This is a genomic window from Psychrobacter sp. CX90, from assembly GCF_057396305.2.
In genome coordinates this window covers 3,181,950-3,207,653 of the sequence record NZ_CM182008.1, presented here as the reverse complement: position 1 = coordinate 3,207,653, position 25,704 = coordinate 3,181,950, and the positions used below count along the sequence as shown (strand labels likewise).

The window sequence follows — 25,704 nt, the reverse complement described above, 5'->3', positions numbered from 1 at the left end:
CAAGGAAATTATATGATCCCGCCTATCTTAGACATCATTCCCCCTAATCAAAAAACCCCTTTGGTTATACAGGTTGGTAAAATACAAACTATACCGGTACAGAAAAACTCTAAATTTTTTATCACTGAGGACTTAGACCTTTTTTCTAAAAAAAGGAATTCTGTACGTGAAGATGATGATCTGCTGATATATAAAGATGATGAAGTTGTTTTCCGTTTACAAGATTACTTTAACCAAACTGAAAACTCTGAAGACTCAGTATCATTAACTGGTGTTGATGCTAACGGTCAATTTTATAATTTTTTAGTAGATGAGACTGGGTTAATATCAGAAGCACCAAGTACTGAGTCCATAGAAACTACAAGCTATACACCCTGGGTGTTTTCTGGAGCGGCCGCCGCTATTGGTACATATAGCTTAACAACTGTTAGTGGTGACGATACCGATAATGATGATGCTGTTGTCATCCCCGAACCTAATAAACCTGTTCCTGTCGATACTGTTAAACCTCCTACCAATGAAGATACTAAAGTAAACAACGACGACACCCCTAAAGTCATTACGGACAATGACACTACCATCGATACTACGCCTGATAAAATTACAGATATCTATGACGATGAACTAGCGCCTGTTGTTCCTGTTGTTAAAGATGATGTTGTCAAAGATGAGGAAAAAATAGCAACGGATAGTGACGATAATGATGATGCTGTTGTCATCCCCGAACCTAATAAACCTGTTCCTGTCGATACTGTTAAACCTCCTACCAATGAAGATACTAAAGTAAACAACGACGACACCCCTAAAGTCATTACGGACAATGACACTACCATCGATACTACGCCTGATAAAATTACAGATATCTATGACGATGAACTAGCGCCTGTTGTTCCTGTTGTTAAAGATGATGTTGTCAAAGATGAGGAAAAAATAGCAACGGATAGTGACGATAATGATGATGCTGTTGTCATCCCCGAACCTAGTAAACCTGTTCCTGTCGATACTGTTAAACCTCCTACCAATGAAGATCCTAAAGTAAACAACGACGACACCCCTAAAGTCATTACGGACAATGACACTACCATCGATACTACGCCTGATAAAATTACAGATATCTATGACGATGAACTAGCGCCTGTTGTTCCTGTTGTTAAAGATGATGTTGTCAAAGATGAGGAAAAAATAGCAACGGATAGTGACGATAATGATGATGCTGTTATCATCCCCGAACCTAGTAAACCTGTTCCAGTCGATACTGTTAAACCTCCTACCAATGAAGATACTAAAGTAAACAACGACGACACCCCTAAAGTCATTACGGACAATGACACTACCATCGATACTACGCCTGATAAAATTACAGATATCTATGACGATGAACTAGCGCCTGTTGTTCCTGTTGTTAAAGATGATGTTGTCAAAGATGAGGAAAAAATAGCAACGGATAGTGACGATAATGATGATGCTGTTGTCATCCCCGAACCTAGTAAACCTGTTCCTGTCGATACTGTTAAACCTCCTACCAATGAAGATCCTAAAGTAAACAACGACGACACCCCTAAAGTCATTACGGACAATGACACTACCATCGATACTACGCCTGATAAAATTACAGATATCTATGACGATGAACTAGCGCCTGTTGTTCCTGTTGTTAAAGATGATGTTGTCAAAGATGAGGAAAAAATAGCAACGGATAGTGACGATAATGATGATGCTGTTGTCATCCCCGAACCTAGTAAACCTGTTCCTGTCGATACTGTTAAACCTCCTACCAATGAAGATACTAAAGTAAACAACGACGATGTAATAAGTTATATTCCTGAACCCCCAACTGATCTCATTATTGATGTGAAAACGTCAGACTACGGTGCGAAAGGGGATGGCAAAACCGACGATACTCAAGCAATTCAAAAAGCAATTAACGATGTAGCAAAGCTTGGGGGTGGGACAGTTTTAATCCCCCAAGGTCATTATATGGTTAATGCTGACTCTATGCTAAATATGCGTAGCAATGTAACTGTTAAAATGAATGATAATACGATCCTTGAAGTAATACCCAATGGTTCTGATAGATATAGTTTATTTTCATTCTATCTCGTAGAAAATGCTCATATTAGTGGTGGTACTCTTATTGGTGACCGTGATACTCATCTTGGCACCACTGGGGAGTGGGGAATGGGGGTACGAATACTATCCTCAAAAAATGTGGTAGTTGAAAATGTTACTGCTAAAGATTTTTGGGGCGATGGTTATTATATAGGCTGGGGAGGAGTGACTAAAGGATCTAGTGAGAATATTGTCTTATATAATGTTGTTGCAGATCATAATCGTCGTCAAGGAATCAGTATTACAGAAGGTAATGATATTAAAATATTAAATTCAACTTTTAAAAATAATAGAGGCACGGCACCTGCAGCTGGTATTGATATTGAGCCAAACGATAACCAAACTGTAACCAATGTAGACATTATTGGATCTACGTTCATTGATAACGCTGGAACTGGTATATATCTTACTGAAGGTGCTCTACGAACCAATGTGGAAATTAGTAATATTCGTATTGAAGGAAACATTTCTAAAGGTAATGCAAAAGGTAGCCTTATATTATACGGTATAAGTGACAGTCACATTACTAATAACTTTCTCTATGCTGAAGACAGCAAACCAGTTGGTATTAGAATTAATAAACAAGGTAAAAGAATATTTATTAGCGACAATCTCGTTGTTAATGGTTTAATTGATGATCATTCTGGAGTTAATACCACAAATATTATTAAAAATAACACTGTGCTTTCTAAAGAAGCATATTACTCGACTTTGTATGATTCAATTGAATCAAATCTAAAAAGCTCGAACAATACTATTGATAACTTTAATGCGGCTATTCTATCTGAGAAAGATTATTACGTGTCAGACAATGATGTGTTTAGTATTGAAAATCATTCTTTAGATAAAAACATGTTGAATCTTTATCTAATGGGTAAAGATAAAGCTATAAAGGCTATTGGTAATGATGAAGATAACGTTATTATAGGTAATGTAGGTAACAATATTATAAAAAGTGGTAATGGCAATGACGTATTAGATGGAAACAAAGGCAATGATACTTTGACCGGAGAACAAGGTGCTGATACTTTTCTTTTCCGAGCTGAGCTTAGTAAAAACAACTTGGATACCATTACTGACTTTAGCCGAGAAGAAGGGGACAAAATTGGTTTGAGTAAGGCTATTTTTGGTAAGTTAAACGATAATTGGTTCACATCAGATCCGAATTTAATAGACGCCAATACACGTATTATCCAAAAAGGAGATGCGTTATACTTCGATGCGGATGGTTCGGGAAGTGCTTATAATCAAATACAATTTGCGATAGTAAATGAACCCCTTACAGAGAAAGACTTTGTTATTAACTTAGTTTTATAAGAGAGTTTTTTAAAAATAATTTCATCTAATTCAATTGTTTATTTATAATTATTCAGCAACAATCAAAAATAATTCATTAGACCCAGATTATAATAATTTTTGATAATTGTGCTTTAAAATATCTAAAGTATTTTCTACTGGTCTAATTAAAAGAAGGTTTTAATAATGTTAAATACTAAATTCTCGCCTTGGCCAAGCTTTACTCAAGAAGAAGCAGATGCCGTCAGTCAGGTTCTACTCTCTAATAAAGTTAACTATTGGACAGGCAATGAAGGTCGCGAATTCGAACGTGAGTTTGCTAAGTTTGCTGATAGCAAATATGCCATTGCAGTGGGTAATGGTACTCTAGCCTTGGATGTGGCTTTAGAGGCTTTGGACTTGCAACCAGACGATGAGGTTATCGTTACGCCGCGTACCTTTATTGCTAGCGTTTCTAGTGTCGTTAATGCTGGGGCAAAGCCTATATTTGCTGATATTGACCCTGACAGCGGTAATATAGCCCCTGAAACAATTGCTGCTGTGATCACTGATAAAACTCGGGCCATTGTTTGTGTCCATCTAGCAGGTTGGCCTTGTGATATGGATGGTATTATGGCATTGGCTGATAGGCATAACCTATTCGTCATAGAGGATTGTGCACAAGCCCATGGCGCTCGTTATAAAGGTCGTAGTGTGGGAAGTATTGGTCATATTGGGGCATGGAGTTTCTGCCAAGATAAGATCATGACCACTGGCGGTGAAGGGGGAATGGTTACTACCAATGATGAGACACTGTGGCGTAAGATGTGGGCGTTTAAAGACCATGGTAAAAGCTATGCTGCCGTTTATGAAAAAGAGCATCCACCCGGATACCGCTGGTTACATGAAAGCTTTGGTACAAACTGGCGCCTAACTGAAATGCAATCTGCTATTGGTCGTATTCAGCTTAGATATATGCCTGAATGGACCAAAAAGCGCACGGTTAATGCGCACGCTATATTGCAAGCCTGTAAACCATGGGAAGCCAAAGGCTATTTGAATGTTCCTGTTATGGAAGAAACCGAAGGCTTTACAGAATGCACGCATGCTTACTATAAGCTATATGTTTATGTAAACCCTGATAACTTGCCAGCAGGATGGACACGTGATCGTATTATTACGCAGATAAACGAACATGATGTGCCCTGTTATTCTGGTTCAGCATCTGAGGTATATTTAGAGAAAGCTTTTGATAATACTGGATTACGCCCAGACCCAAGGTTACCTGTTGCGAAACAGCTTGGTGACACCAGTTTAATGTTTTTGATACATCCGACATTAACAGAAGATGAGATTAAACAAACTGTTGAAGCGATTAATGCTGTATTTAGCGATGTGGATAGAAAATAAGCAAAGAATAACTGTTTAGTAGGGAGGATAGATTAAAAATAGTAAGCCATGCCTAATCAGTGAATACCCAATCAGGTAATGCATTAGCTGATTGGGCTAATTGTATAAATGTTCAATAACTCTACCACTAACCTTAAAACATGGTTTCCTTGTGTATCGTGTAACTAAAGTATACTGAGTTAACTTATGAGGAACGATTAGTGTTAGTCAGTAAAAAAATCTTTAAAAAATACTAAAATTTCATATTCTACTATCATAATTCAATCGCCAAAAACTGACGTAGCTCATCTGACTGTTGACTAACCAGGCGTTTTTTATTAACCGCACGTTTTAGCGCTGTCCAAATATTTTTATTTAACGCTTTATCACGTTGGTCTGCTTCCCGCCAGCCATAAATGTTCCAACCTTTTTGCTTCGAAACGCTGACACTTTCAGCATGGAGCTCTTCAAACAATATAGCAATAAACTCAGTTCCTAAAGCTTTATCATCGCTCACAACTGTCTTACCATTTAGATATTTTTGTTGTTTCATATCATTAGTAAGCATCATTTTTTCGTCATCATCTAATAGCTTAAATAACCTGACCCACATCGTACTCGCACCATAACTCTTGTCCATGACTTCTAAGAGCTCTGCACGATTTTTTGGTAAAGGAGTATCTACACCAGCTCCTACACCTTCAGCTAACAAGGACTCCGACCAACGCGCTAAACCTTCAGTCAGCCAGCCTTGTTTGAACATCATATAACTGTTTTGATAAAGGTGGAATAACTCATGTGCAGGGGTATTGTTTTTATGCGCAAAAACCTGATTGCTTACTTTCATACTAATAAAGCAATCGGGCGTACTCAAATTATTATTAGTTGTTACTTCATCATAAGCGATACCATAAGCTCTATTGGCAGGCGCTATGGTTACCGTTATAAATTTAGCGTTCTGATAGCGTGGGGCTGATAACGGCGGTTCTAATTTTAATACGCTTTTATATAGCCTATCTGCTATTACTAGTTGTTTTTGAATATCAACGACTTGCTCAGCTGAGGTTATGCGTGTTAACTCTTGTTCGACATCTTTATCAGTTTCTAGTGAGAACTTAAAAACATTTTGATTCGGTTGACTGGGGTATTTAAAAAATGCTCTGGGACGGTTAAGCTTATAACAAATACCTGCAGAGTTTATCAGTGCTGTCATAGAAGTAAAACTACCGTTATTATCAGATATATTCCAACTAGCTGCTGCGCTTGAATTCATAGGTTGTAAAGCTGTAATAAAAGCAGAAAGAACAAAAACTGTGCGTTTGTCTGGTAATTTCTTTAACATGGTTATTTCCTTTTAAGTCAAGAGATAGGGAGGCATATTCGCATTTTAAAAATTTTCAGTATTTTTAGCGATTTTCATATTTACATAATTTGCTTAGATTATTTAAAACAAATTTTTATATTCTCTGCATATAATTCATCGCTAATAAAGCAGTAATGATCAGAGTAGTAACTACTATATACTAGCCCAAGAACAACTTATTTAAACCAATACCATGAGACGCTTTAATCAAAATATGATCATTTTCTTGTATTAGAGCATCTAACTGCGTGGCAAGTTGTTTACTGTCTTGAAAATAGTGAACGGGTACCCCACTCTCTTTAAGTTTTGTGGATAGCTCTTGGCTCAACTTACCCACAAAAATAACCGTTCGGTAACTCATACCTTGAATGATAGGTGCTAAATCTATATGATATTTCTCACTATTATTGCCCAGCTCCAACATATCCCCCAAAATCAAAAGTTTTTGACGGTCAGGCACATTAAGTTGTTCAAACGTTTGTAGTGCGGCCTTCATAGATAACGGGTTAGCATTGTAAGCCTCATCATAAAGCGTGATAGGTTTATTTTGATACGACAATGATACAACCTTGCCCCTTCCAGACACCGCTTCAAATGTTTCAAGTATAGCAATTGCTTCCTTAATAGATAGATTAAAGTGGCTGGTAACTGCTAGAACAGCCATAGCATTTACCACCATATGCTGACCCCGAGCCATCAAACTTAATGTATATTTTTGATTATCAATCGCGATTATGGCCTGACCTTTTGACTCGGTATTTTTTTTCTTATCGTTGAGAGATAGTGATTTATTTTGTGTATAGCTAAGCAGTTTAATTGTCGAGTCTTTATGTACGCCATAACTGATGACTTTAAGCCCTTGAATATGAGCACAACGTTCAATCAAATCATATTGGTCAATATCTCGGCAAACCACAGCAAGTGAGCCTGGCAACATACCTTCAAAAATGCGCGCTTTTTTTAGCGCAATATTTTCTAAGTTATAGTGGTACTCAAGATGGGCGGGAGCAATATTAGTAATTAAAGCCACATCAGGGCGAACTAAATCAGTGTTTACAGCCATTGAGCCAATTGCCATCTCCATTACCCAATAGTTAACCTCCTGAGACATAGAAGCTAAATTCCATGCAATGCCTGCTGGCAGATTAGCGCTGGATTTCGTATAATCAGCACCACCGAACTTATCTAATGTATGCGCTAACATACTCACTGTCGTTGTTTTACCAGCACTCCCAGTGACACCTATTACTTGACCATTTAGAACTTGCCTAGCATACCGACCGATATCAATAGTTGCCTCCCGTACGTTACCAACCTTTAGTACAGGCACACCAACATCTCTGTATTCAGTTTCATCGTCTGTAATGATTGCGGATGCCCCTTTTTTAACTAATGATACAACGGCAACTTTAGGCAAATAACCTGTTTTCATGTTTTTGCCACGCGCCACCAGTAGCTGTCCCTGTTTAAAACTAGGTGACCAAATGCAAAGCCCTGTAGCTTGCCACTCTGACTGTGGGGGTTCTAGCCATCTACCTTTAGTCGCCTTTTGTAATGAATGACCCGTTAATACTGGTTTGGATGAGGCTAATTGCCTATTAACATCTCGACATGAAGCTAGCTTCGGATAAGTTGCCGTTTTTATGAAGGTGTTGTAAGCAATAAGACCAGATAAATAGTGTTCCACATCATCAATTCGTACTCTAAAAGAATGATGACGAATAAAGAAACCATGCAAAATACTATTTGGGGCTTTATAAAACATGGCCACTTCAGGAAAGAAGAATCCATTCATTAAGTAGTTTGCTCGAATATGCAGCGCCTGATAAAACCCTTGGATATCAAAGCCATCTAATATATCGCGAAACTCTGGATACTCATCTAATTTCAAAAGCATGTTATGAAATGCCATCGATAACTCTAACAAAGTGGGAAAGGTAGTAATACGATTTTTGATAAAATCGGTGTAGCCCTTAATATTATCGACGGCAAACTTAAAGTACTTCTTTTCAGGTTTATAAATAACCAGTTCATTTGAACAATAAGATAACCAATGGTCATGTGCCCGATCATGCTTGGCCTCAATAAAATAGTCAAACGCTCGGATAACGCAGTTGAGCCAACGATCATCCCTCGTAAGTCCATATAATCGCATTAAAGCAAAGGCAGCTTCTCCATCATAGTATATGATACGGTTTTTTTGTTTGAGGGTTAAATCTTTGCTATGTAAGACATGTACAAAGCTACCATCCTCTTGTTGCATCGCAAGAATACCTAGTGCTAATTTCTCAGCCAATGTATGGTATTGAACGGTAAAAGACTTATCTTCAAAGACCTGTAAATACTTGACCAATGCCAAGATAGCGACCGCATTTGCACCTAGTTTGATTTCTCCCCCTGTATCGATAACGTACGCTTTATCGTCATACAATTGAATCAGTTCATGAGTTAAGTAATACATCGCCTTATCGATTTGTGCCTGTATTTCTTCTAAAGCAAATGCTAAAGGCAACCCTAAGGACGATTTCGAATCACTGCTTGAGTTTGAACTCACTTCAAGACGACCAAAGGCCTTACAGGCTTCATAGCCCTCAATCAAGGCGTAGGTGCTACTGGCATGGCGTAGGCTGTTGTATGTATTGATGCTGCGATTAAAACATGGAAAATAGCCGTAAGTATATTGACCCGATGGATTAACTTGCTTGGCTAAAAAAATGCTGGCCTGCTCAATAATTGGCGCCGTGTTATCAGTCGATAAAGGCAGCATACGACGCCTACCCTTGTTACGTGGTTGCAGCTCCAGAATATGAAACTCATCCGTTACTAGATTGATAAAGACCCCTGCTGTATTAAAACTAACGACAGGTAAGTCATCTTGAAATTCTGGTATTTGACTACTGCCATGGCGAGCTCTTAAATATACCTTTAGGTTATTCTCATTAACGCCTGCATGGGCAACTTTATGACCCTGATACAAACACGCATTGGCATTGAGTTCCATTTCAGTCGCAAGTAACCAAGGCTCACGTATACCTTGAAAAGCAACGCCTGATCGATAATAATTACGCTTAAACCGCTTCAAGCTGTCCTTAAACCCGCCCCATCTCATTGGTGTTATTTGGTTTAACCACTCAAGTCTTAACCAAATGATAGGCGACTCAAATTTAGAGGATAGCGTGTGTAGTTTTTTAGCTACTATTGGCAATATTTGTTCAAACTTTATAAAACCATTGCTATACTCAAGATTGGCCTCACAGATACCTTGTCCCTGATTATTTAACTGTCTAACAGTTACTAAGTCATCAATAATGAAGGTTACCGTTTTAGCTCTTTTATAACCATCAGATACCGACAAGATAAAAGTGCTAGGCAGTGTATGTAACGTTGCATCTAGAAAGTCGTTATCCTTACGGTTATTAAGTACAAACTGAGTAATACGCGTTTGCACCCAGCTCTCATAAATGTGACAAAGATTTTTTTCTAAATAGCTTACTACATCAATAGAAGTTGACTGATTAACTACTGGATATTCATGAGTTTTTATACTTTTACTCTTGGTCATTCTTATTGCCTTCTTAAGCTGTTTTACTTATATTTTCATTCACTGATAATGATACTACCGTTTAAAACCTTAATAACAATAAAAATTTTATAAGATTATCTTAACTGACATTCAAATTTAGTCTAACAGTAACCCTTTTATGATATAACGAGATAAAGGCATACATCTATCATCTCAGAATTTTAAATATTAAGTCTAAAAGTGTTGTAACAGAAAATCATTGCGCACATTGCAATTCTTAAATTTAGCAAGTTTGAAAATTTTAGATGTTTTTAAAAGTAACAATGACCATACGGGTAGTCTATAGGGATAGTATTTAATGGATTTGAGCACTTGGCCCATGGAAGCGCCGCTATTTTATAAGGATGTGGCCGTTATCAATAACACTACTATTATTATAAAGTCCTTTTTTGTATTGGTGTACGCCAATGCAAAATAAAAGAGTTAGTACAGATAAATCCCACCCCACATTACCAGTTAAGCCTAATAGACTACACTATGCTTGGGTTATTGCCATAACGGCAGCCATCGCCATGTTGTGCGGACTTGGTCTAGGGCGCTTCGCTTTTGGTATGCTATTGCCATCAATGTCATCATCATTAGGTCTCAATTATAGTCAAAGCGGTTTGTTAGGTTTTGCTAACCTAGCCGGATATTTATTTTCGGTCATGATTAGTCCGCTGATTATACCCAAACTGGGTATAAGGCTAACCACCACCGCCAGTTTGCTGGTTATCTCCCTATCTATGTTTGGTATGGCATTGACCACAAGCTATTCCCTTCTATGCGTGCTCTATATCATGACAGGTATAGGTAGTGGCGGCGTTGTCTTGCCGATGATGAGTGGCATGTCATACTGGTTCTACCCTTCACACCGTGGTCTTGCATTAGGGCTTGTGATGTCTGGCGCTGGGCTTGGTATTATCTTATCTGGCTTTATGGTACCAAAACTATGGCCAATTTTTGGTTTACTGTCGTGGCAAACCGGTTGGTTATTTTTCTCATTAATTAGTGCGTTAGTAGCTATTTTGATATTTTGCATTATGCGTAATAAGCCAAGCGATATCGGCCTAGTACCTTTTGGGCAGGCGCCTAAACATCCGCCAATAGATCATCAGCAAAAGATTCAACGTAAAGACATCAGGTTGCTGGGGTATTTAGGCGTCATATTTGCTATTTATGGGGCAACTTATATGACCTATGTCACATTTATTGTGACCAGTATGGTTGATAACTATCAGCTTAGTGAAGCCTTGTCTGGGCAACTTTGGGCAGGAATAGGATTTTTAAGCATGTTTTCTGGGCTGATCTTTGGGTGGATTTCTGATCATATTGGTAGGCGTCTCGGTTTGGCCTTGTCCTTTTTCTTTCTTGCTATCGCTTATATGTTGGTTGGTTTTAATGACTGGAGTGCTGGACTTTACCTATCAATTATCATCTTTGGACTGGTCGTGTGGAGCGTACCAGTTATTATGGCTGCCTGTGCGGGAGACTACTTTGGAACAGCCGCTGCTGCCAGTGCATTGGCGGCCTTGACATTTACTTTTGCCGGTGGGCAGTCTCTAGGCCCTGTCGTTGCAGGCACTATTGCAGAGTTAACAGGAAACTTTACCACCAGTTATTTGATATCAGGATTTGCGGCTATTATTGCTATTGGGCTTTCTCTACTGCTTCGCTCTTTTGAACCAAAGAACTAATAACTCTATTGTATTGTTGTAAATATATATCAAAATATAGCCATAATGTCATAAAGGAATTGTTACAATGGTTCTATACAAACTTCAGTGAGGACGCTATGCAAATTGTAAAAACAGATGTGGCCATTATTGGTGCTGGTGGCGCAGGTTTACGAGCTGCTATAGAGATTGCCCGCAGCTCACCTGAAACTGAAGTGACTTTGATATCAAAAGTCTACCCGATGCGTAGCCATACAGTAGCGGCCGAAGGTGGCGCTGCTGGGGTTGTACGAGAAGATGACTCATTAGACAATCACTTCAACGATACAGTATCTGGCGGTGATTGGTTATGTGAGCAAGATGTGGTGCAATATTTCGTTGAGCACGCCACTGAAGAGATGATCCAGTTGGAGCACTGGGGGTGTCCTTGGTCACGCTTGCCTAATGGACGTGCTAACGTTCGCCGCTTTGGGGGCATGAAAATTCCACGCACTTGGTTTGCCTCTGATAAAACCGGCTTCCATATCTTACATACCCTATTTCAAACGTCTATGCAGTATCCAAATATTAAACGTTTAGATGAGTACTTTGCTCTGGATTTGATTGTGGATAAAAGCATAAATAGCACCACAAATACAGATCGCGTCACAAATAAACATATGGGCTCGCTTGAAGGTGTGCTGACTTACGATGTGCAAAATGGCAAAACGGTAGCCGTGCAAGCCAAAAGCGTCATTATCGCAACTGGCGGTGCAGGACGAGTTTATACCTTCAATACCAATGGCGGTATCGTAACAGGTGATGGTATGGCGCTTGCCTATCGTCACGGTGTACCTCTCCGTGATATGGAGTTTGTTCAGTATCATCCCACTGGCCTGCCTGGTTCAGGTATTTTAATGACCGAAGGTTGCCGTGGTGAAGGCGGTATTTTAGTCAACAAAGATGGCTATCGCTATCTGCAAGACTACGGCTTAGGGCCTGAAACGCCTGTCGGCGAACCTAAAAATAAATATATGGAATTAGGGCCACGTGACCGCTTATCGCAAGCGTTTTATCATGAGTGGAAAGCAGGCAGAACAGTGGATACCCCACGTGGTCCGGCGGTATATCTTGACCTGCGTCATCTTGGCGAGTCTTATATCAATGAGCGCCTACCCTTTATTCGTTCGCTTGCACAAAAGTTTGTAGGTGTTGATCCTGTTTACGACCCTATCCCCGTTCGGGCGACGGTGCATTATACGATGGGTGGCATTGAGACAGACAGCCGTTGTCAAACACGTATTGCAGGGTTATTTGCAGTTGGCGAATGCTCGTCAGTAGGCTTGCATGGTGCGAACCGTTTGGGGTCAAACTCACTGACTGAGCTTTGTGTATTCGGTAAGGTAGCAGGCGAAGATGCCCTAGCATTTGCCAAGCAGAATACTTCGGATCTATCACAAGCACAATTTGAGCAGCTAGCTAAGCAAGCTTATCGTCCATTTGGCGAGCTGCTGAATCGCACCAATGGTACAGAAAAGCCTGCGGATATTCGCCGTGCCTTGGGCGAGATGATGGAAGCCAACGTTGGCATCTACCGCAGTGCGGAAAACTCTGAGATTGCTATTGCTGAAATAAAAGCCCTAAAAGAACGCTACAAAAATGTGCGCATCACTGACCACAGCACTACTTTTAATACCGATTGGCTAACCACGATTGAGCTTGGCTATTTATTGGATGTTGCTGAGAGTATGATTTATAGCGCCAGTGCGCGTACCGAGTCTCGTGGTTCGCATCAGCGTTTGGATTATCCAGAGCGTAATGATGAAAGGTTCCTCAAACATTCACTAGCCTTTCATCAGCCAGAAGGGCTTGACCCAAAAATTGAATATAGTGATGTACTCATTACCAAGTCGCAGCCGGCCACTCGTGCTTACGGCGCTGCTGGGGAGAAATGATATGACTCATCTAAATAGTAATAAACCTATTAAAGTAACGGTAATGCGTTATCGCCCAGATGTTGATGACCAGCCTTGGCCTGAGTCATTTGATATTAAGTGGACGCAGGATATGTCTATTTTAGATGCGCTTGGGGCTATCAAGGATGATTTGCAGCCTGAGCTGGCTTATCGTTGGTCATGCCGAATGGAGGTGTGTGGGTCTTGCGGTATGGTTATCAATGGCAAACCTAAGTTGGCTTGCTCTACGTTTGTGCGTGATTATGCTGTAGAAAATGGCGGTCAAGGGGAAATTGTTATTGGTGCGATGGATAACTTCCCCATTGAGAAAGATTTGGTGGTAAATACGGATGGCTTCATGAAAAAGCTTGAATCTGTAAGCCCTTATATCATCACTAAAAACCCAAGAGCCTTAAGTGAAAAAGAGAATATTCAAACGCCAAAACAGTTGGCAAAATACAAACAGTACACCATGTGTATTAACTGCATGCTCTGCTACCAAGCCTGCCCACAAGTGGGTTTAAATGCTGAGTTCTTAGGTCCTGCGGCTTCTGCTTTAGCACACCGTTATAACTTAGATAGCCGTGATGAGGGTGCCAAGATACGCTTTAAAATGCTCAATGAAGAAAATGGCATCTGGCCATGCACTTTTGTTGGCTATTGCTCAGATGTTTGTCCGAAAAAGGTTGATCCTGCTGGTGCTATTCAGCAAGCAAAAGCTCAAGGCGTGGGTTACTGGGCTATGGACTTAATTAGTAGTAATAAAAAAGAGCAAGAGGAGTCTTAATCATGGCCAGAAAACCTTATATTGCCAAACAGCCCAGTAATTGGTACATGCAAAGTACTTTTTATAAAAAGTATATGTTGCGTGAACTGACCTGTGTGCCTGTCATTCTAGCTTCTCTAAACTTATTTTGGTGCATTGCTGCGCTCGCCACATCGCCAGAAGCATGGGAGAGCTGGATGGCCTTTCAGCGTAATCCTATCGTGGTTGTTTTTAATATTTTTGCCATTATCGCCGCCTTGTTTAATACGGTTGAGTGGTTTGCGGCCATGCCAAAAGCCATGCCTATTCAAGTGGGCGAGACGTTTGTCGAAGATAAAAAAATGATTGCGGGCAGCTGGGTTGCTTTCGTTATTATCAGTGTCATTATTTTTGCCATTATTGCAGGACTGGCTTGGGGGAGATTATGAGTAAAAAGCACCTGAAGCCCATATTTTGGGGTATTTTCTCAGCAGGCGGTACAACAGCGGCGTTAACGCTTGCCCCCATTATTCTTATTATTTGTATCCTGTTACCTTTTGGCGTTATTGGCGATACGGCAACCTTTTATGAGTATGCGCATCGGTGGATGAGCCATTGGTTCTTTCTATTGCTGTTTTCGGTACTGGTTTTTACCTTTATGTGGCATGGGGCACATCGTCTGTACTACGTGCTGCATGACATGCACATTCATGTGGGTAACGGCACTCGATATGCGCTATACACGCTGGCGGTTGCTGCATTTTTAATCACACTGTTTGTTGGTTTAACATACTGAATCAGATAATTTAGAGCGGTTTAGCCACGATTGTAGCGGTATCCTGCTCATTTAGGCGGGCTTTGTGGCTTAGGTTTTGCACTGGCTACGCGAAGCAAGAGACGGTGCAGACCTTAGCCACACCCTTGCCTAGATGAGCAGATACAAGCGAAAAGCGTGATGGGCTACAAACTTAATTGTTTATAACCCATCACGCTTTTTTTAGTCTTTAAAACGGTTTAAAGCGGTCTTCTAAACCAAAGCTAAGCTTCTTTTTTGTCCAGCATGGTAATAGTAATGCCAGTGAAACCGAATAGGATGGTTAATAACAACGACAGATAACAGAAGAAAGCATACGGTAGATAATCAAGCACCGGCACACCTAAGGCTTGGCTGATAAACACACCGCAAACGCTCCAAGGCACTAATGGGTTAATGACCGTTCCGGCATCTTCAATGGTACGAGAGAGGTTTTTAGGGTGTAAATTTAATCGCTCAAAAGTTGGGCGGAACGAGGTGCCAGACAATAGCAGACTCAAGTATTGTTCTCCGATAAGTACGTTGATACTTAATGCTGCCATCGCTGCTGCAAAAATCGCTCGACCAGAGCTGGTTAAGGTGTCTTTAATACCTAATAATAGTGCCGGTAAGATGCCAAGTGCTCGTAATAAACCGCCAAGACTCAAGGCCAGTATCACAATGGTTTGTGTGAAGAACATACTTTGTACACCACCGCGCGACAACATGCCGCCCACTTCGCCCAAATCTAAGGCTTCGGCCGGTTTGTAACCCGCAAAAAAGTAACCCCCTAACTCGCCAATGCTTGGCGTGCTGTGCATAAAGGTTACAATCAGTGCCACAATAATAGTGCAAATAATGGTGTAGATGGCGTTGACTCTTAATAATGCGAGGGCAACCAACACGATAAAGGGTACAACCGAATAGCCATGTACCAAGCCACTGTCAATAAGTTGACCTTGTAACACGCTGACTTGGCTCAAATCTGCACTAACCGTTTGCCCAGAAAAGAACCAAAACAACGCTAAGGTCAGTAACCATGCGGGTACTGTGGTGTACATCATATTGCGAATGTGCTCAAACAAATCAATACCCACAATCGATGATGCGATGGTACAGGTGTCTGACAAGGGCGACATTTTATCACCAAAGAATGCACCTGATACCACGGCACCTGCGGCGATTGCTACATTTGCTTCAAACGCATTGCTCATGCCAATAAATGCCACCCCCAAGGTGGCCACAGTGGTTAAACTACTGCCCAGTGCAACACCGATGATTGAGGTTAGCACAAATGCAGAAATGTAGTAATATTGAGGAGAGATAAGCTCAAAGCCGTAGTACATAATGGTTGGAATAGCGCCAGACATCATCAGAGCAGCAACCATTAATCCGATAAAGAAAAACAGATATATGGCACCAATACCACTCATCACGCCAGCGGCCATTTGCGCTTGCATGTCATTAAAAGTGAGCTTTTTGTATAGCCCGACACCAAGCAAAGCACAAATAGCTAAAATAAGGGATAAGTGAGGTACCCAACCAAATCCAATCATGGTAACGCCCATGATGGCAATGATGATGGCGGACAAGACAAATGCCGTTTTAGGCGAAAACTGAGTCAAAATCTTTGGCGTCATAAAACATCCTTGTGTAGTTGATTTGATTAGCAATGCTTAGATTAATGTTGGAATTATCGTTTAAATATCAATAAGATATAATATAAATGAATATAGGAGTATATAAAACGGTCATTATTACCATCATTAATCAAAAATGCCTAGACTCATCACTGATGAGTTTAGGCATTTGTCTGTTTGCAATCGTATTAGTCTTCTTTACTACCGATAGCACCACGGTTAATTTGGTCGCGTTCTATTGATTCGAATAAGGCTTTGAAGTTTCCTTCTCCAAACCCTTCTTCATAGTCGCCTTTACGCTGAATAAATTCAAAGAAAACGGGGCTACCCAAGATGGTTTCTGAAAAAATTTGCAACAACAAGCGTGGCGTACCACCCTCAGTTGTACCATCTAGCAAGATGCCACGAGTTTGCAGCTCTGATACATCCTCGCCATGACCAGGTAGGCGCTCATCTAGCATTTGATAATATGTCTCAGGTGGGGCAGTCATTAACGGAATGCCCGCTTCGACTAACTTATCAATACTCTCCAGCAAGTTATCACTCAATAAAGCGATATGCTGAATACCCTCACCGTTGAAATGCATGAGGTACTCTTCAATCTGACCACCGCCCTGCTTAGACTCTTCGTTTAAGGGAATACGAATTTTGCCATCAGGTGCGGTCATAGCTTTACTGGTTAGCCCTGTATATTCGCCTTTGATGTCAAAGTAGCGGATTTCACGGAAGTTAAAAATACGCTCGTAAAAGTTTGCCCAATATGCCATACGACCACGGTAGACGTTGTGCGTTAAGTGATCAATGACTTTAAACCCGTATCCGACTGGATTTCTATCCACATCGGGTAAAAACTCAAAATCGACATCAAAAATCGAAGCGCCATCTTCATAACGGTCAATCAAATAAATCAACGAACCGCCAATACCTTTGATGGCAGGCAATTTCAATTCCATGAAGCCGGTGGGCACGTCTACAGGCTGCGCACCATTTTCAATAGCAAGCTCAAAAGCTTGTTTAGAGTTTTTGACGCGGAAACCCATGCTACAAGCACCTGCCCCATGCTCCTCAACAAAGTAGCTGGCTTGGCTTCTTGGCTCACGGTTTAACACAAGGTTAATGTCGCCCTGACGATACAAGGCCACATCTTTTGATCGGTGATTGGCAACATGGGTAAAACCCAACTTTTCAAATAGTTCTTCTACTGCTTCTGGCTTAGGTGAGGCGAACTCAACAAAGTCGAATCCATTTAGTCCCATTGGATTGTCAAATAAATCAGCCATTGTCATTATCCTTAATAGTGGTTGTCCATTAAAAGCAAAAGTAACATCCTGATCAATTGAGTGAGGTGCAATAAATCTGCTGTACGGATATTAAACTTGCAATCATATTAAATTAGGTTTATTTATAAGACTAATTGTATTTTATGATTTATTTATCAGGATTCCTTATGAATATCACGATTAGACAAATCAATGCCTTTATTCAAGTTGCTGACCAAGGCAGTTTTACTAAGGCCAGCGAGCAGATGCATCTTTCTCAATCTGCCGTGAGCGGATTAATTAAAGAACTTGAATTTAACCTTGATGTGGTTTTATTTGATCGCACCACTCGCCAGTTATCACTATCTAATGCTGGCATGAGCTTATTGCCGCAAGCAAGGCGGGTATTAAACGAGATGCATTTATTAGAAAATGAAGCCAATAGTTTGACTAATTTAGCAAAAGGCCACGTGCGTCTCGTTGTCTCTCAGTTTGCCGCCTCGTCTATGCCTGCCGTTGTCGCTCAGTTTGCAAAGATTTATCCTGATATCAGAATTTCTATTTTGGACTGTTCTGCTGAAGATGTACTGAAAAAAGTACAGAATATTGAAGTGGATTTGGGCGTTGGTTCTGAGCTTGTTTTTCTACAAGATGATGATGTGAGCACTGATCTACTATACGAGCTGCCCTTTTGTGTGGTTATGCCTGATAACCACGCGCTGACACAAAAAGAGAGTCTTCATTGGGGCGACTTAGTTAACTACCCACTTATTACCTTAAACGGTCCATTTATTGAGCAAATAACCATGGAGCTTGATGAAGCCGTCGCCAGTCACATCCTACAAACTCAATATAAAGTCAACTTTATGTCTACTGCACTTGAGATGACCCGACAAGGTTTTGGTATCACACTCTGCCTACCCTACATGCCTGAGGTTATTGACTGGGTCAGTGCCAACCAACTACAAATGAGACCGCTTACTGACCCCATTAAAACCCGTAAATTCTTCATTTATCAAAGATCTTCTCGGGCGCTTTCGCCAGCGACTATCGCCTTCAAGACATTTCTACAATCGCACTTCAAGAGCTATTTCAAAGACATATAAGCATCTGAGTTATTAGAGCATGTCCTAATTTACATCAATTTAGATATAGCAAGTTGCATACAGTACCTTACATTTTATGGGTACAAAGTAGGATACAGCCCATTCAAGAAATGCCCTCCCACAAACAAACACAATACTACTTGCAATATCGGTCACTATAAATTACATTATTTGTAATTAATTTACTAATTCGTAAATAATAAAATTCTATTCTTAACTTAATTTCTAAAACCCTATGCAAGGAGCGCAACCATGTCAAAAGCTGACAACACCCTTTCATCATTCATTCGTGTCGCTAATGATTGCGACTTCTCTATTCATAATCTTCCTTACGGTATCTTTAGTGATACCCCTGATGGCAAACGTCGTGCTGGTGTAGCCATTGGCGATAAAGTGTTGGATTTATCCATTCTTGAAGATGAAGGGTTACTGGTACTAAACGGTGGTAATTATTTTGAACAACCTACTTTAAACGCCTTCATCGAGTCTGGTAGAGACAATTGGACCCGCGCACGCCACACCATTCAAACTCTACTGTCAGCCGACAATGCTACTTTACGAGATGATAAACAATTGCAAGATAAAGCCTTGTTTAATCAATCTGATGTGACTCTCCATCTGCCTGTACACGTGCCGGGATTTACGGACTTTTATTCCTCTAAAGAGCACGCAACCAACGTCGGCACTATGTTCCGCGATCCGAACAATGCACTACTCCCAAACTGGACTGAAATGCCTGTTGGCTATAATGGCCGTGCCAGTACCGTGATCGTGAGCGGTCAAGATGTGGTACGCCCTTCAGGTCAAATCAAGCCTAAGGCCGACGAGCGACCCATTTTCTCGCCCTGTCGTCGTTTAGATTTTGAACTTGAAACGGCTTTTGTGGTCGGTAAGCCAAATAAAATAGGCCAACCTATTTCAATCGATAATGCTTGGGAGCACATTTTTGGGATGGTGCTATTAAATGATTGGTCAGCACGTGATATTCAAAAATGGGAATATGTGCCTTTAGGCCCATTTAATGCCAAAACCTTCGCGTCCTCTGTGTCTCCTTGGATAGTGACATTAGATGCGCTGGAACCCTTTAAAACAGAATGCCCAACTCAAGACCCTACGCCCCTTGCCTATCTGCGTGAAAGTAAAGTAGAAAATACCTACGATATTAACCTTTCGGTAGAGTTAAAAGCACAAAACCAACAACAGACGACCACTGTCTGTAAAACCAACTTTAAGTACATGTATTGGTCGATGGCGCAACAACTTACCCATCACACCATTACCGGATGTGAGGTAAATGTTGGCGATATGATGGGATCGGGTACTATCTCTGGACCGACACCAGACTCCTACGGTTCAATGCTTGAAATCGCTTGGAATGCGACTAAGCCGGTTGATATTGGTAATGGCATGACACGTACGTTTATTGAAGATGGCGATACGGTAATTATGAAAGGCTATGCTGAAAAAGATGGCGTGCGGGTTGGTTTTGGCGAAGTGAGCAGTAAGGTATTACCCGCTGTGACGTTTGATTTTAAACAGTAATTTTGATTAAGAAATTAGGTTTAAATCCAGATTAAACTTTAATAGAACTACTTGCCATATGCTTAGTTAGGGTCTTACTTAAACCCTTTAAGTAAGACCCTACAAAGTGACATTAGAAGAACTATTTCAGTGCAACATCAGTCAAAAGGATATTGATAATGAGCTTTAAAATTGAACAAATCCACCACGTGGCGTATCGATGCAAAGACGCTAAACAAACGGTTGAGTGGTATAAAAAACATCTTAATATGGATTTTATTTTGGCCTTCGCTGAAGACCACGTTCCTTCTACCAAGGCATACGACCCGTATATGCATATTTTTTTGGATGCGGGTAATGGAAATGTGTTGGCATTTTTTGAGCTACCCAATCAGCCTGAAATGGGATCAGACCCCAATACGCCAGATTGGGTGCAGCACATTGCCTTTAAGGTAAAAGATAAAGATGCCTTAATGGCTGCTAAAAAGCAGTTAGAAGACGGCGGTATTGATGTGGTCGGTGTGACTAATCATGGCATCTTCCACTCCATCTACTTCTTTGATCCCAATGGTCATCGCATGGAACTGACTTATGATGACGTTACCTCAGAAGAAAAAATCTCTCGTATTACCGAAGAGATGAAGTACGATATGCTAGAAGAATGGTCACGAACCAAACGTGCACCAGCACATACTCAGTTTTTGCATGCAGAGGAGCTGGCAGAGGTTAAAGAAGTTATCCCTGTTGGCGAATAATTTGTTAATCTTTAACTTGAGATATGCACCACGAGGTGTGCGGCACGAAACATGAGGCAGATACAACAGATACATAAGGCATAATCTTTCATAAAGTCTAGACTGCTTGAGTACTACCTTATCTGCCCGCCGTTCTAAATAATTTAAAATCAAAAAAGGAATTTTGATGAATACTAAACTATTAGTCAGTATTGCCGTAGCAGCCTTCATAGGCTTGTCAGGCTGTACCAATAAACAAGAAACGAATGCCAATGTTGAAGGAGACGCTAGCGTTGAGTCAAAAGCTAAAGACGCTGCGCAAGAGGTTACTGTACTTCGCTTCTCACATTTCATGCCAGCAACTGACCCTGTTAATAAGCAAGTTTTCGAACCTTGGGCGAAAAAGATTGAAGACGAGTCTAACGGTAGGCTTAAAGTTGAGATATATCCTTCAGCCACATTAAGTAAACCGGGTGCAACCTACGATGCCGCAGCGAAAGGAACAGTTGATATCGGCATGCAAGCTTATGGTTATACTGCTGGTCGCTTTCCACTCTCTCAGATTGCTGAGCTACCCGGTATCTCAAATTCAGCGGCACAGCAAAGCTGTGTTATTCATAAGTTATATGATGACGGCGTTATCGCTAATGAATATGATGACTCGCACTTACTTTATGTCATGGGCACAGGACCAGGCGCCTTACATACGGTAGATAAACCTATCAAAGTACCCGCTGATTTGAAAGGCCTGCGCATTCGTCAGCCCTCAGCTGTCGCCAGCCATATTATTGAAACTGTGGGCGCGGCGCCTGTGGGGATGCCAGCGCCAGATGTCTATATGTCCATTGACCGTGGGGTTATTGATGGGCTGAGTTTTTCTTGGTAGCCCTTTGGCGCTTTCAGGTTAACGGAGCTTATGCACGCTCACACCAATATTCCTTTTTACAGTGCTGCTCTAGTCGTTAATATGAACAAGGACAAATATGAGAGCTTGCCGGATGATCTAAAGAAAGTCATCGACGATAATTCTGGTGCGTCTATGGCTGCTATTGCCGCTAAAGTTTTTGACACGGAGAATGCAGCCGTGATGGAAGAGGCTAAAGCGAATGGGGATATTATGATTGACATCCCTGACCCACTGAATGACCCTGATTGGAAGGGCCCTTTGCTTGAAGGGACGCAGCGATATCTTGATGAGGTTAGCGCAACTGGTTTGGATGCCCAGAGTGTTTATGAAAAAGCCAAAGAAGCCAGCTTAGCGTGTGCTCAATAGCGTTACGGTTTAATCGAGCCTGCATGTTACACCTGCTTGTTATAGGCTAGTTATATAGATTACATGCTGTGGTGTGTAGCGATTGACGAGATAACATCAGCAATATGCTGGTGTTTCTCTCTTGGTAGTTGCTCTGCCGTACCAATAACGGTAATGGCATACTCTAAAGGCTTGGCGGTAGACGGCGATAGCAATACCGGTAAAGATATAGCGTTGATGCCCATCAGTAAATCACCTGTTACAGCAGCATACCCTTGGGTTAAGATGGCTGCCTTAAGCTGTGTGAATCGTTCCCAATTCTTATCGAGATCACTGTTATGAATTGATCGATTAGATTGCGTATTCTCACTGAAAACTGCCGACTGCATTTTGTCAGATTGAGTTTGCCACTCCGCAAACATAAGCTCTTTTACCATAGATTCAGGTTGATAAGCCGCAAATAAATAACCCGTTGCAGACGCTGTTAGTGGCATTCTTGAGCCAATGCGAGTAATGAGGCTAATAGGGCTATCAGGCTCTACAGACTGAATAATAACTGGACCCTCACTGACCCATTTTGCGATTTGTACACCACAGTTTAAAGCGTCTTTAATATCAGTTGCTGCATGCAATAGTCTCTGTAAAATATTGTTTTGCTCTAAGCTATTATGTCCAAGCGCATTTATTCGTAAGCCTAAGCTATAGCGGCCATCCTCTAACTTTTGCGCATATTGCTTTCGGATGAGGCTTACCAAATAACGATGCACTTTTGCAGGATTCATATCCATAACTTGGGCAATATCTTTGAGCATCATAGGCTGATTTTTATCAATAAGTACATCTAACACAGACAGACCGATTTCAAGTGACTGCACACCACTTTGGATTTTGTTTGAACGTGCAGATGGTTCGACTAATGACATAGTTTTAGTTTACTCTGTAAAATCGTAATGTATTCTGACAATTTAGCCATTGGTATATGAGATAAATTCTGACCTGATTATAACCATAATGTAAGCTGTTTAACATGTACAAAAGCAATTCCTATTAACGATGGCTGTTTATTGAAACTATCTATAACTGCTTATAAGGACACTAAGATGATGCAACTTTATGGCTACTTTCGCAGTGGCACGTCATACCGCACTCGTATAGCACTAAACCTTAAGGGGTTAGATTATCAATCGCTACCCGTTAATTTAGCACAAGACGAGCAATCTGAGGCGGCGTTTAAATCTATCAATCCACAAGGCTTAGTCCCCGTACTAAAAGTAGACGACCTACTGATGTTTCAAAGTCCTGCTATTTTAGAATGGCTAGAGGAAACCTACCCAGATAAGCCTTTATTACCTAAAGATGCAGAGGGTCGTTTACGTGTGCGTGCGCTCTGCGCTATGATTGGTTGTGATATTCATCCCATCAATAATCGCCGTATTTTACAATATCTACGCAACCAATTATCAGCAGATCAAGACCAAGTAATGGCATGGTGCCAACGCTGGATGGTGGATGGCTTTAGTGCATTAGAAACGTTATTGGCAGCAGATACTAGCCGTGGTAATTTTTGCTATGGCAATAGCCCTACCTTAGCAGACTGCTATTTAATTCCACAGATTTACTCAGCCAATCGCTTCAAGGTAGACCTCACGCCTTATCCAAACATTGCTGCTATTGATGCACATTGCCGATCATTGCCAGCATTTGAAAAAGCAGCACCGAATAACCAAGAAGATGCGCCAAAAAGCTAATTGTGACTGAACTGTTAGCCCCCTAGATAATTAAGAAAGCTCTGCCTATTTCTAAGCAGAGCTTTCTTAATTTGACCATTTAAGACTAAACGTTAAAGTAGTCTATTTTCCTTAAGCCATTCGACATTCAGCTCTTTTACGGCAACAATTTCTTCATCCATAAATTCTTTACTCTTACCGGGATATTTAACGAGCGAATATCCATATAAAAGGATACCAAGCACTGTCCATCCCAAGAAAATCCACCATTCAATGGCTATTAGGGCCGACGGCATGCCCGGCATATATAAAGCCAATAAACCAAGACTTAAAATAATGGTCACAAAACCAACCGCTTTACCCGCAGGTATTTTGAAAGGTCGAACCATATCTGGCTCACGATAACGTAGCACTAAAAAGGCAAGAGCAACACAAGTATAAGCAATGACAATACCAAAACCACCGGCATCAACCACCCAAACCAACATTCTACGCCCAAACAATGGCGCTAAGGTGGCAAGGCCACCAATAAGCAGAATAGCATTAACTGGGGTATTGTATTTAGGATGAATTTTTGCCAAAAAGTTGGGTAACATGTGTGACTTAGCCATCGCAAACATTAAACGGCTGCCGCCAATCAAAAAGGCATTCCAGCTTGATAGAATACCAAGTACACCAGCCATCACGAGTAATATCCCTGCCCATTTACCATTCCACGCATTGGTCATTGCATCGGCAGTGGCTAGGGTGGATTCTTGCGCTTGTAAAAGCGGTAGGGTACGTCCTACACTCCATGCAACTCCAGCATACCAAGCAACGGCAACTATCAATGATAGTATTAGGAACTTACCAATATTTGGGCGGGTTAAATCAATCTCTTCTGCAGCCTGAGGAATCACGTCAAATCCAACAAACATGAACGGCACCATGATGATGACGGCCATAATACCGCCAACTCCGCCAATAAAGGCAGGTGCTTGAACCGCATCAGAGTTAGCTGGTGTATATAAAAGCGCACCGATGAACAGCAATATACCAACCAGTAAAATGCCTGTCACTGCGATTTTCTGGAACATAGCACTAACACCTATACCGCGAATGTTCAGCCAAGTCACTAGAATTGAGCCTATCATACCCACTGCCACCCAAGAGCCGTAAACATCCCAGCCGGCAATATTCCAAAGTAGACCTTGGTTAAAATTTGGCACAAGATATTCTACAACGGTCGGTAAGGCTACTGCTTCAAAAGCAACGACAGATAAGTAGCCAAATAAAATACTCCACGAGCATATAAACGAGATATGCGTGCCCATCGCCCTATGGGTATAGGTATGCTCCCCACCTGTAATAGGCATTGAAGCAGCGAGCTCCGCATAAGTGACACCTATCAGTATTACCGCCAAACCACCAATCAAGAATGCCAGTACAGCACCCCAAATACCTGCTGAGATAACCCAGCCTCCCGCTAAGACTACCCAGCCCCAGCCTACCATGGCACCAAATGCGAGTGCAATAATATCAACCGTTCCTAACGATTTTTTAAAATCAGACATAACAAATCCTTTGTTTTAATCTGTGACTTAATTTAATACCACCATCTACATTGCTCATCTCAATAA

The 25,704-nt window shown here is 41.1% G+C and carries 17 protein-coding genes and 1 pseudogene; 12 read left to right on the top strand and 6 right to left on the bottom strand.

All coding sequences use genetic code 11. From position 1 onward, the window contains the following. The first annotated feature begins 12 nt into the window (after positions 1 to 12). Both AC2SLN_RS12870 and AC2SLN_RS12865 read left to right on the top strand, forming a co-directional pair. On the top strand, positions 13 to 3,426 hold the full coding sequence (locus AC2SLN_RS12870) for a glycosyl hydrolase family 28-related protein (protein WP_495057340.1): 3,414 nt from the start codon (positions 13 to 15) through the stop codon (positions 3,424 to 3,426). Positions 3,427 to 3,591: 165 nt separating this feature from the next. Next, positions 3,592 to 4,794 carry a DegT/DnrJ/EryC1/StrS family aminotransferase gene (locus AC2SLN_RS12865; protein WP_486549072.1) on the top strand — a complete coding sequence of 401 codons (1,203 nt, stop codon included), beginning with the start codon at positions 3,592 to 3,594 and terminating at the stop codon, positions 4,792 to 4,794. 253 nt (positions 4,795 to 5,047) lie between these two features. On the opposite strand, the gene AC2SLN_RS12860 is transcribed toward AC2SLN_RS12865, so the two are convergent. Continuing rightward, complete coding sequence (locus AC2SLN_RS12860; protein ID WP_486549073.1) at positions 5,048 to 6,115, bottom strand: hypothetical protein; 1,068 nt, start codon at positions 6,113 to 6,115, stop codon at positions 5,048 to 5,050. Positions 6,116 to 6,296: 181 nt separating this feature from the next. Next, a complete protein-coding gene (locus AC2SLN_RS12855; RefSeq protein WP_486549074.1) occupies positions 6,297 to 9,698 on the bottom strand; it encodes a UDP-N-acetylmuramoyl-tripeptide--D-alanyl-D-alanine ligase in 3,402 nt (1,133 codons plus the stop codon). Between the two features lie 428 nt (positions 9,699 to 10,126). On the opposite strand from AC2SLN_RS12855, the gene AC2SLN_RS12850 reads away from it, so the two are divergent. The 5 genes from AC2SLN_RS12850 to frdD all read left to right on the top strand — a co-directional run bounded on the left by AC2SLN_RS12850 (position 10,127) and on the right by frdD (position 14,849). Beyond that, positions 10,127 to 11,395 carry an MFS transporter gene (locus AC2SLN_RS12850; protein WP_486549075.1) on the top strand — a complete coding sequence of 423 codons (1,269 nt, stop codon included), beginning with the start codon at positions 10,127 to 10,129 and terminating at the stop codon, positions 11,393 to 11,395. A gap of 98 nt (positions 11,396 to 11,493) precedes the next feature. Next, positions 11,494 to 13,308: a fumarate reductase (quinol) flavoprotein subunit gene (frdA, locus tag AC2SLN_RS12845; RefSeq protein ID WP_486549076.1), complete on the top strand. Its 1,815-nt coding sequence runs from the start codon at positions 11,494 to 11,496 to the stop codon at positions 13,306 to 13,308. Position 13,309: 1 nt separating this feature from the next. Beyond that, positions 13,310 to 14,095, top strand: coding sequence for a succinate dehydrogenase/fumarate reductase iron-sulfur subunit (locus AC2SLN_RS12840; RefSeq protein ID WP_486549077.1), 786 nt, complete (start codon positions 13,310 to 13,312; stop codon positions 14,093 to 14,095). Positions 14,096 to 14,097: 2 nt separating this feature from the next. Next, positions 14,098 to 14,502, top strand: a complete 405-nt coding sequence (locus AC2SLN_RS12835; protein ID WP_486530483.1) for a fumarate reductase subunit C — start codon at positions 14,098 to 14,100, stop codon at positions 14,500 to 14,502. Further along, complete coding sequence (frdD, locus tag AC2SLN_RS12830; protein WP_486549078.1) at positions 14,499 to 14,849, top strand: fumarate reductase subunit FrdD; 351 nt, start codon at positions 14,499 to 14,501, stop codon at positions 14,847 to 14,849. The genes AC2SLN_RS12835 and frdD overlap by 4 nt, the downstream gene beginning before the upstream one ends. A 242-nt stretch (positions 14,850 to 15,091) precedes the next feature. Here the strand turns inward: frdD and AC2SLN_RS12825 are convergent, their stop codons facing one another. Beyond that, the gene (locus AC2SLN_RS12825) at positions 15,092 to 16,486 is read right to left on the bottom strand and encodes a Na+/H+ antiporter NhaC family protein (protein WP_486549079.1); all 1,395 of its coding nucleotides are present in this window, start codon (positions 16,484 to 16,486) and stop codon (positions 15,092 to 15,094) included. 188 nt (positions 16,487 to 16,674) lie between these two features. Then, positions 16,675 to 17,766 carry a 4-hydroxyphenylpyruvate dioxygenase gene (gene hppD, locus AC2SLN_RS12820; RefSeq protein ID WP_486549080.1) on the bottom strand — a complete coding sequence of 364 codons (1,092 nt, stop codon included), beginning with the start codon at positions 17,764 to 17,766 and terminating at the stop codon, positions 16,675 to 16,677. Positions 17,767 to 17,933: 167 nt separating this feature from the next. On the opposite strand from hppD, the gene AC2SLN_RS12815 reads away from it, so the two are divergent. The 4 genes and pseudogenes from AC2SLN_RS12815 to dctP all read left to right on the top strand — a co-directional run bounded on the left by AC2SLN_RS12815 (position 17,934) and on the right by dctP (position 22,379). Next, positions 17,934 to 18,851 (top strand): LysR family transcriptional regulator, encoded by a 918-nt coding sequence (locus tag AC2SLN_RS12815; RefSeq protein ID WP_486549081.1) that lies wholly within the window; start codon positions 17,934 to 17,936, stop codon positions 18,849 to 18,851. Positions 18,852 to 19,103: 252 nt separating this feature from the next. Then, complete coding sequence (gene fahA, locus AC2SLN_RS12810) at positions 19,104 to 20,393, top strand: fumarylacetoacetase (RefSeq protein ID WP_486549082.1); 1,290 nt, start codon at positions 19,104 to 19,106, stop codon at positions 20,391 to 20,393. Between the two features lie 158 nt (positions 20,394 to 20,551). Continuing rightward, a complete protein-coding gene (locus tag AC2SLN_RS12805; RefSeq protein WP_486549083.1) occupies positions 20,552 to 21,127 on the top strand; it encodes a VOC family protein in 576 nt (191 codons plus the stop codon). A gap of 166 nt (positions 21,128 to 21,293) precedes the next feature. Next, positions 21,294 to 22,379: pseudogene (dctP, locus tag AC2SLN_RS12800) on the top strand (TRAP transporter substrate-binding protein DctP). 59 nt (positions 22,380 to 22,438) lie between these two features. On the opposite strand, the gene AC2SLN_RS12795 reads toward dctP, so the two are convergent. Then, positions 22,439 to 23,281 (bottom strand): IclR family transcriptional regulator, encoded by an 843-nt coding sequence (locus tag AC2SLN_RS12795; RefSeq protein ID WP_486549084.1) that lies wholly within the window; start codon positions 23,279 to 23,281, stop codon positions 22,439 to 22,441. 180 nt (positions 23,282 to 23,461) lie between these two features. Between AC2SLN_RS12795 and maiA the strand changes: the two genes are divergently transcribed. Beyond that, positions 23,462 to 24,106: a maleylacetoacetate isomerase gene (maiA, locus tag AC2SLN_RS12790; RefSeq protein WP_486549099.1), complete on the top strand. Its 645-nt coding sequence runs from the start codon at positions 23,462 to 23,464 to the stop codon at positions 24,104 to 24,106. Between the two features lie 92 nt (positions 24,107 to 24,198). Here maiA and AC2SLN_RS12785 read toward each other — a convergent pair whose 3' ends face one another. Then, a complete protein-coding gene (locus AC2SLN_RS12785; protein ID WP_486549085.1) occupies positions 24,199 to 25,638 on the bottom strand; it encodes an APC family permease in 1,440 nt (479 codons plus the stop codon). Positions 25,639 to 25,704: the final 66 nt, after the last annotated feature.